The organism is Ruminococcus sp. OM06-36AC (genome assembly GCF_003438725.1).
Classification (GTDB): Bacteria; Bacillota; Clostridia; order Oscillospirales; family Ruminococcaceae; genus Ruminococcus_C; species Ruminococcus_C callidus.
This window is the reverse complement of record NZ_QSTT01000016.1, coordinates 1-7,840: the sequence shown is the minus strand read 5'-3', so window position 1 is coordinate 7,840 and position 7,840 is coordinate 1. Positions and strand designations below refer to the sequence as shown.

The 7,840-nt window shown below is 46.4% G+C and carries 5 protein-coding genes and 1 CRISPR repeat array; of the genes, 3 read left to right on the top strand and 2 right to left on the bottom strand.

From position 1 onward, the window contains the following. Positions 1-200: 200 nt before the first annotated feature. Both DXB92_RS10075 and DXB92_RS10070 read right to left on the bottom strand, forming a co-directional pair. Complete coding sequence (locus DXB92_RS10075) at positions 201-1,502, bottom strand: hypothetical protein (RefSeq protein WP_117733769.1); 1,302 nt, start codon at positions 1,500-1,502, stop codon at positions 201-203. Between the two features lie 295 nt (positions 1,503-1,797). Further along, the gene (locus DXB92_RS10070; protein ID WP_021682666.1) at positions 1,798-2,046 is read right to left on the bottom strand and encodes a hypothetical protein; all 249 of its coding nucleotides are present in this window, start codon (positions 2,044-2,046) and stop codon (positions 1,798-1,800) included. A 93-nt stretch (positions 2,047-2,139) separates the two neighbouring features. Between DXB92_RS10070 and DXB92_RS13735 the strand changes: the two genes are divergently transcribed. The 3 genes from DXB92_RS13735 to DXB92_RS10060 all read left to right on the top strand — a co-directional run bounded on the left by DXB92_RS13735 (position 2,140) and on the right by DXB92_RS10060 (position 5,840). Then, complete coding sequence (locus DXB92_RS13735) at positions 2,140-2,304, top strand: hypothetical protein (protein WP_187118446.1); 165 nt, start codon at positions 2,140-2,142, stop codon at positions 2,302-2,304. 95 nt (positions 2,305-2,399) lie between these two features. Then, positions 2,400-2,522, top strand: a complete 123-nt coding sequence (locus DXB92_RS14295; RefSeq protein WP_278277781.1) for a hypothetical protein — start codon at positions 2,400-2,402, stop codon at positions 2,520-2,522. Positions 2,523-3,167: 645 nt separating this feature from the next. Continuing rightward, positions 3,168-5,840, top strand: coding sequence for a dockerin type I repeat-containing protein (locus tag DXB92_RS10060; protein WP_147330050.1), 2,673 nt, complete (start codon positions 3,168-3,170; stop codon positions 5,838-5,840). A 298-nt stretch (positions 5,841-6,138) separates the two neighbouring features. Continuing rightward, positions 6,139-7,815: a CRISPR direct-repeat array (repeat unit 28 nt; unit sequence GGATCACCCCCGCCTATGCGGGGAAAAG). Between the last annotated feature and the right edge of the window lie 25 nt (positions 7,816-7,840).

Here is a 7,840-nt window from a genome sequence, read left to right as displayed (position 1 = left end):
CAGAATCGCTAGGCAATACCGCACAAAGATTGTGCGACAGATGCGTCGTCAAATTTTTCGTCAGATAAAACAAAAAGCGGAGTGAATACTTGATGTATTCACGAGCATTTTTGTGAAATATGACGAGAAATTTGCAAGCAGATGGCGTGCAAAGTCGCCAGACGCTCTTTGTGTGGTATTGCCGCTAGTTTGTTCAGCAGTCACAGCCGCAGGAATTTCTCTGCCGTATGCAGCATGTTCTCCAGCAGTTCCTTTGCCGCATCGCTGTAGAGCTGCACCTCGCCTTCATTCATCTGGTCATAGTCCGCATAACTTAACATATACGGAAACGATTTCGGCATGACATTCAGAATCTTTCGGCAGAGAGCCATGGGAATCTCCTCATTCGGTTCACAGTTCTGATAATACCACTCACTTAGCGGAGAAAGATTCGCAAAGCAAAAATCGCACAATCCCATGTCAGTTTCGCAGTCATCGATGTAGCTTCTTCTCAAATGGTCATAGAGTTCCAGCTCGGAAGCATACTGGTTGAAATTTTTGCCGTTATCCTTGTAGATATTATAATTCTGATATTGAAAAATCGATTTCAGATTCGGCATGAAGTACTTTCGTTTCTGCATCATACCGGTCTTTCTTGCCAGCACCGCGAAAATGATATACGGCTTGACCGCTTTTAACTTGGCATCGTTGTTGATGTGCAGTTGCAGGGCACGCAGATTTTCCTCGTACACCGGATTGGTTTTGCAGCCGTACAAAAACGCGTGCTGTGCAGTGAGATGATACAGCAAGTCAAAATCTTCCTCGTTCCGGACACCGCTTTCCACACGCCGCGGCTTTTTCAGATATTCCAGCAATGCATGATATTTCTGTAAATTTTCAGACTGTGCCTGAAAAAAGTCTGTCAATTCCCGCAGTGCGTTCTGCTGGCGGAAATAATTGCGGATCTTCTGTTCCTCCGTGCGGTCTGCGGCGTTGACTGCATTCAACAGACCAAAGTCTGTTACAACACAGAAATAGAGGTACTGCAAATCCGGATGTTCCGGCTGCTGCTCAATGCGTTCCATTAAGTCCCAGCAAATGACAACCAGATCCTGATTGCGGACAGCATGCTTTTCCAGCAGGCACAAAAACTGTTTCCGAAATTGTGCTGCCTGCTCCAGTGCTTCGCTGTAGGAAACGCCGTTCTGTTCCAGCAGATCGTCCAGTTCTATGTACTGATCGGCAAGTTCGTTGATATACTTGTAGATCTCGTAATCTATATCTGCCATTGGCACTCCCTCCTCGCCGCTTTTCAAAAGTCTCCTGAAATCCCGCCTGAGCCGTTTTCCGGCATCGCTGTTCAGAATCCGCTTGTCCTCCAGATGCAGACGAAGCTGTTCCCGCAGCTGTTCGCCGTCTGATTCTGCTTCCATGTCCAGTTTCCATTTTCTGCTGCGAAGGACTTCGTCTTCTTCAGTACTTTCCGATAATTTTGTCAGTGGATTTGGCATCAGCCCATGCATGTTTCTCCCCCCTCTCTTAAGGAAACACTGAATAAAGCTTGTACGTCAGATGCGTTGTCAGATTGCGTACAAAGCCGTCGGGCAGGCTTTGTGCAGTGCTTCCTTCATTATACACTTTTTGAAGTACTATGGCAAGTACAAAAATTGCGTGTCAAGCCGTCAGGCGTGCTTTATGCAATGTTTCCTTTGGATATGAGGAACTGTGCGGTAATCTCCCTGTAGTACAAAAGAGCACGCCAACGAGGAGCGGTGTGCTCTTGGGGTGTGCCGGTCAGACCACAAAAGATTTCCGGTTTTACGCAAAATTACGCCGGATCTTCTCCTCCGAATCTTCATACGGCAAATCCAAAATATCATACAGCCGAATCAGCAGCAGGGCGTTGTTTTCGGAAATTTCCTGAATTTGTTCTGCTTTTTCATGCTCGCCGATCTTTTCAAGAAAAATTTCCAGTTCGCCGTTGCCGTAGCTGTACAGCAGTTCATCAATGGAAAAACAGCGTTTTAAGTCATTCAAATCGGTTAAGATCTCACCATTCATAAACATCTGTTCTCACCTCCTGCAAACAGCATAGCACAGTTTTTCAGGAGAGTAAATACAAAACAGTTCCAAAAATACGGGACATTTTCGGAACTGTTTTTGATTGACAAGGGCAATTTGAAAAAGAAGTGTTTCCCCTATCTTTCCAACGAGGCAGCCATGCAGGTGTTTGAACGGGAAACGGCAGTCACGGAGTATGAATTTGTGTGCACCGGTGATTCCGGAGAAAATCGGCTGGAAATCGTTGACTTCTGGCGGGAATAGTGGTATGATAAAAGTAAGGTTTAGGATTGATCCACAATTTTTTCAAACAAAAACATTCCTAAGATGTCAACGCTGCAATTGGAAAAGTCCATTAAATGGAAGTTATTATGTACAAAATCCTCCGGTACTTGTACGAGTGCATGAAGACCGGAAAAACGCCGGATCTGGCAGACATCATGTGGAATTGTAAGATGTTTGACATTCCGAAGGCATACTGACTTTCAATATGTGCCGATATAAAATTTTGAAACAAATCATTTTTAGCGACATTTGCTCTGACTTGGAGAAAATGTCGCTACTTTTATGCCCACTTGAGCTTTTTAAACGCATTTTAGAGATTTTTTATTGACAATTACAGAGAATTATGTTATAATCATAACATGAATATTATGTTCGATAGTCGATATGATAATAATTATATTTTCCAATTTTAAATAAATTCACATGTAAACCATCTGCCAGTTTTGCACGATGTTGCCTCCGCAAAAAGTGAAGAAAACACTGCATAAAGCTTGTGCGTAAAATGCGTCATCAGATTTTTCGGCAGATTGCGTGCAAAGCCGTCAGGCTGGCTTTATTCCGTGCTTCCTGAATCATCCAAATGCATCAAAATCGGTTTCGTACCCTGTCCCCGCTTGTTTTTCAGAAATCCCCCGCAAATACATTTTAAAGGCAATACCGCACAAAGATTGTGCGGCAGATGCGTCGTCAAATTTTTCGTCAGATGAAACAAAAAGCGGAGTGAATACTTGATGTATTCACGAGCATTTTTGTGAAATATGACGGGAAATTTGCAAGCAGATGGCGTGCAAAGTCGCCAGACGCTCTTTGTGCGGTATTGCCTAAAGATTGGAGGAAAACTTATGAAGAAAAAACTTATGAAGCGAGTGATCAGCATACTTCTGTCCGTTGCTGTACTGTGCTGTGCTGCAGGTGCGGAAGGATTGCTTGTCAGTGCAGAAAACCGCTATGACATTACCTTGACCATTACATATCCGAGATCAGGAGAGGCTCCGGAGATACCGTCCGATTTTGAAAGCCTTTCTTCTCTGGATCTCACCTATCTTGGGTGCGAATGGAAAACTGCCGATAATACGGAACAGTGGGACGACGGCACAGAATTTATCGAGTGGATGTATACATTTGTGAACAGCAGGAATTATAACAGCCTGAACACTTTTGAAGATGGGATCATGTACCATCAACGCACCTATTTTAAGATCGCAAATGTTTCTGTATCCGGCGAAGATGAGGCAGCCGTCACTCTGGTGGACTCTGCAACAAATCAGCAATTTAATTCATCTGAAGTCTATCTGATAAATGGCGAGGAGTTTATCAGCGAGCTCGGAGGAGCAGTAGCTTTACCTTCCGGTATAACGGCAAACGATTCATTAATGTATATTGACACAGGTGCCCTAATTGGCTCACCTTGGGGACATATGCATACCGAAAGCTCTGAATACACATTTGACGATCAGAACCATTGGAAGGTGTGTCCGGAATGCGGAATCAAGCTGGTAGATACCGTTTGTAATCACAGCAGTTCTTATGGCATACTTGAAAGATGGACATCTACACAGAGTGCAACTGAAACACGAGAAGGCATTTGGCAGAAAACATGCAGTTCCTGTATGTATGCATACGACACTGTAACATCTCCTGCTGTTTCTGAGCAGACCATTGTTTCCAGCTACGAGGAATTACAAGCAGCACTTGCAAAAGGCGGAAAGCAGTGGATCACCTTAAAGAAAAAAAGTTCCGAAAACACATGGATTTATCAGGAAGATATGGAAAGTGATGATATGCTGGTTCTGGATGATCCAGATGCCGACATCACGATCGACCTGAATCACTGCAGTGTGATTCGGGATACAGGCAGATACGATAATGCCTTGTTCGACATCCGGCAGGGCAAGCTGCGGATCTTCAGTACACAGCTGACGGGCATTCCGGCAAATGATTGGAATATGCAATTCCGGAGTGCAGCATATACGTCCTGTTTGTTCCGCGTTGGAAAAAATGGTGCCCTGCATCTGACAAATATAAGTGGTGCTACGCCTTATCAGGGCATGGCTTATGGACAGCCCATGATCATTTCCGAAGGCGATCTGCAAATCGATGGCGGGCATTACCGCAATATGATCGACACGTTCTCTCCCGACAAAGAAACTCGCGGAGCAGCAATTTTGATCGATGGCGGCACCGCGGTTATCAACGGCGGCAAATATGAAGGCACGGCATGCGGCGTGGCTGTACGGAATGATGCTCAGCTGACTGTGAATCATGGATATATCGGCAGTTGGGATACTGGCTTGTACATTGGAGGTAGTGCAAATGCAGTAATCAATGACGGAGAATTTGACCGCTATGAAATAACTTCCTCCTCTTCCAAATCTCAGAATTGTGCTGTGATGATGGAAAGTTCTGGTGATCTGACGATACACAACGGTAACTTTTACGGAGCAAAACAGGGTTTGTTCCTGAAATCGGCAGGACAGGTTACCATTTGGAATGGTTCTTTCAAAAGCAGGAATCCCAGAGAAGCCCAACAGGCAGCTATGGTGATTTCCGATATGGAAAACATGAATGTCACAGTCTACAACGGGACATTTTCAGGGACAACCGGAATACGGTCCAACGTAAAATTCTCGTTGAAAGACATTCTTCCGGACAAGAATGGCAATGGCATGAAAGCTATGGATAATGGTGTGGGGATCGATCTCAACACAGAAGCATTCATATTTGGCGAAAACCGTCTGACGATTGAAAAATCAGTTCCTATAATCACGAAACAACCTCAGAATGTAACGTTGATTTCGGGCAATGATGCAAGGTTCTCTGTAGAAGCAATTGGTGCCGTGCGTTATGAATGGGAAATATTTGATGTAGAAGATGAAACACAGCAGCCCTATTCCAGAGAAACTGTACTGGCACACTGCTCTGGTGTCAACAGCTTTGAAGAAAGTACATTCCAGATCTATGGCGTTAGCTCCTGGTTTATGAATAAGGCAGTACATGTATGGATCAAAGGCAAGGACGGCGGTGTCACCTCTCACACAGCATATTTTAACATCATTGTCAAACCTCCGGCAGAAGTATCTCAGCTTAAAAACGTGATCGTTGCTCCCGGCGGCACTACGTTTTTCACTTTTGAAACTTTGTATGCAGATGAATTTCGCTGGTATTTTACCAATTACGAATGGGATCAGATAGATAATGAAGAACTGTTGGAATATAAAAGCGACGGTCGCACATTGACGCTGTACAATGTTTCTGAGTTTTGGGACGGAGAAACTGTTTATTGTGATGCACTCAATGAATTGGGGTCTATTACCTCGGATAAAGCAGTTATCACAGTAGGTGTTGCAGGCGATGTAAATACAGATGGAAAACTGACCGCTGCAGATCTGGTAATGCTTCAAAAATGGCTTATCCAATCCGGATCTATCAACAATGGACGACTTGGCGATTTGGACGGTAATGGCATTCTGAACGGTATCGACTTGGCGATGCTTCGAAGCCTGCTGATCCGCTGACTGCAAGCAAATAAATCAGAGCACACCAGGAAAAAATACACAGACAGTGATTTTCCTCCTGGTGCTTGTTTGAAAAATTCGTACATTTGTCAAAACACTCATAAATCACATAAAGGCAACACCGCACAAGTTCTGTGTGGCGTTGCCTTTACTTTTTTTACACGGCATTCCTTTTCAAGCAACGGGAAGTGAATCCTTCAAAAATATTGTTTTTATCACGAGGAATGTTGTAAAATTTATACATGATTTTCTTGCTTTCAGCAATCCGTACAAATTCTCTGAAATCAGGATTTAAAGATGGGATCCCCCGCCTATGCGGGGAAAAGGATTTCAAAAAAATCAAAGAGATCCGTTTTGGAGGATCACCCCCGCCTATGCGGGGAAAAGATACTATGCCAGATATACTGTGTGCTGCATTCAGGATCACCCCCGCCTATGCGGGGAAAAGATATGCGGCAAGCAGTATCAGATTGAGCGTAAGGGATCACCCCCGCCTATGCGGGGAAAAGGCATAGCTTTTCCGGCAGCTATGCGGTGCCGCGGGATCACCCCCCGCCTATGCGGGGAAAAGGAGGAATCAGCCGGAATGTGATCTTCCACTGCAGGATCACCCCCGCCTATGCGGAGAAAAGGTCCTCCACGTCGTTCAAAATTTCTTCATACCAGGATCACCCCCGCCTATGCGGGGAAAAGAGAACTGAATGTTACACCAAATCGGCTGCTTGGGGATCACCCCCGCCTATGCGGGGAAAAGTTGCGGTGATGCACTGGTTTGCGATGATGCAGAGGATCACCCCCGCCTATGCGGGGAAAAGGCGTTCGCCCGGTTCGTGCACCAGCTGATCTCGGGATCACCCCCGCCTATGCGGGGAAAAGGGCGGTTTCCCCGGGTGGTCGCAAAGTCCTGAGGGATCACCCCCGCCTATGCGGGGAAAAGCTGACTTATCCCAGCTGTTCAGCGGGTTCCGCAGGATCACCCCCGCCTATGCGGGGAAAAGTCAAATCGTTGTCAATTTCGTATGTGGAAAACAGGATCACCCCCGCCTATGCGGGGAAAAGGTGTTTCGAATCCCGATGCGGCAAACTTTTTTGGGATCACCCCCGCCTATGCGGGGAAAAGGGCGAATCGGTCAAGCTTGTACACAAGCACGTAGGATCACCCCCGCCTATGCGGGGAAAAGCGGAATTCGCAAAAGCTGAGGGGATCCACATCGGGATCACCCCCGCCTATGCGGGGAAAAGGATTGAACTTTGTGCAGAACGTGCTGTCTTGTAGGATCACCCCCGCCTATGCGGGGAAAAGTGGAGGAATTTACTATGAAAAAGATTAACGTTAGGATCACCCCCGCCTATGCGGGGAAAAGGCGATACGTCGCTTTTCAACGGTCTAAATCACAGGATCACCCCCGCCTATGCGGGGAAAAGTCGTTCAGCTTTTTGATCTGCTCCTGCGTGTAAGGATCACCCCCGCCTATGCGGGGAAAAGTCAACGCCACGCAGATACTGCCGATCGCCATGAGGATCACCCCCGCCTATGCGGGGAAAAGGCACTACTACGATGTGTCGTATGTGGGCGGAGAGGATCACCCCCGCCTATGCGGGGAAAAGTTATAACAACATGTACAAATTATAAGCTTGTACGGATCACCCCCGCCTATGCGGGGAAAAGTTATAACAACATGTACAAATTATAAGCTTGTACGGATCACCCCCGCCTATGCGGGGAAAAGTTTGTGAAAAGTTTTAAGTCCGTCAGAACGCCGGGATCACCCCCGCCTATGCGGGGAAAAGGTATCTGGCATGCGTAGAAGTTGCAAAAATTCAGGATCACCCCCGCCTATGCGGGGAAAAGGCCAGCAGCTTCCCGCCAGTAATCGCCGGATTTAGGATCACCCCCGCCTATGCGGGGAAAAGCTGCCTTTGCTGCTGAACCTGTCGCTCCGTCCTGGATCACCCCCGCCTATGCGGGGAAAAGGGAAACACCGTAAAATCCGCGGAAC

Coding starts and splice junctions, on each gene's coding strand:
- DXB92_RS10075 (WP_117733769.1), bottom strand. CDS start 1,502: ATGCATGGGCTGATGCCAAATCCACTGACAAAATTATCGGAAAGTACT.
- DXB92_RS10070 (WP_021682666.1), bottom strand. CDS start 2,046: ATGTTTATGAATGGTGAGATCTTAACCGATTTGAATGACTTAAAACGC.
- DXB92_RS14295 (WP_278277781.1), top strand. CDS start 2,400: ATGGAAGTTATTATGTACAAAATCCTCCGGTACTTGTACGAGTGCATG.
- DXB92_RS10060 (WP_147330050.1), top strand. CDS start 3,168: ATGAAGAAAAAACTTATGAAGCGAGTGATCAGCATACTTCTGTCCGTT.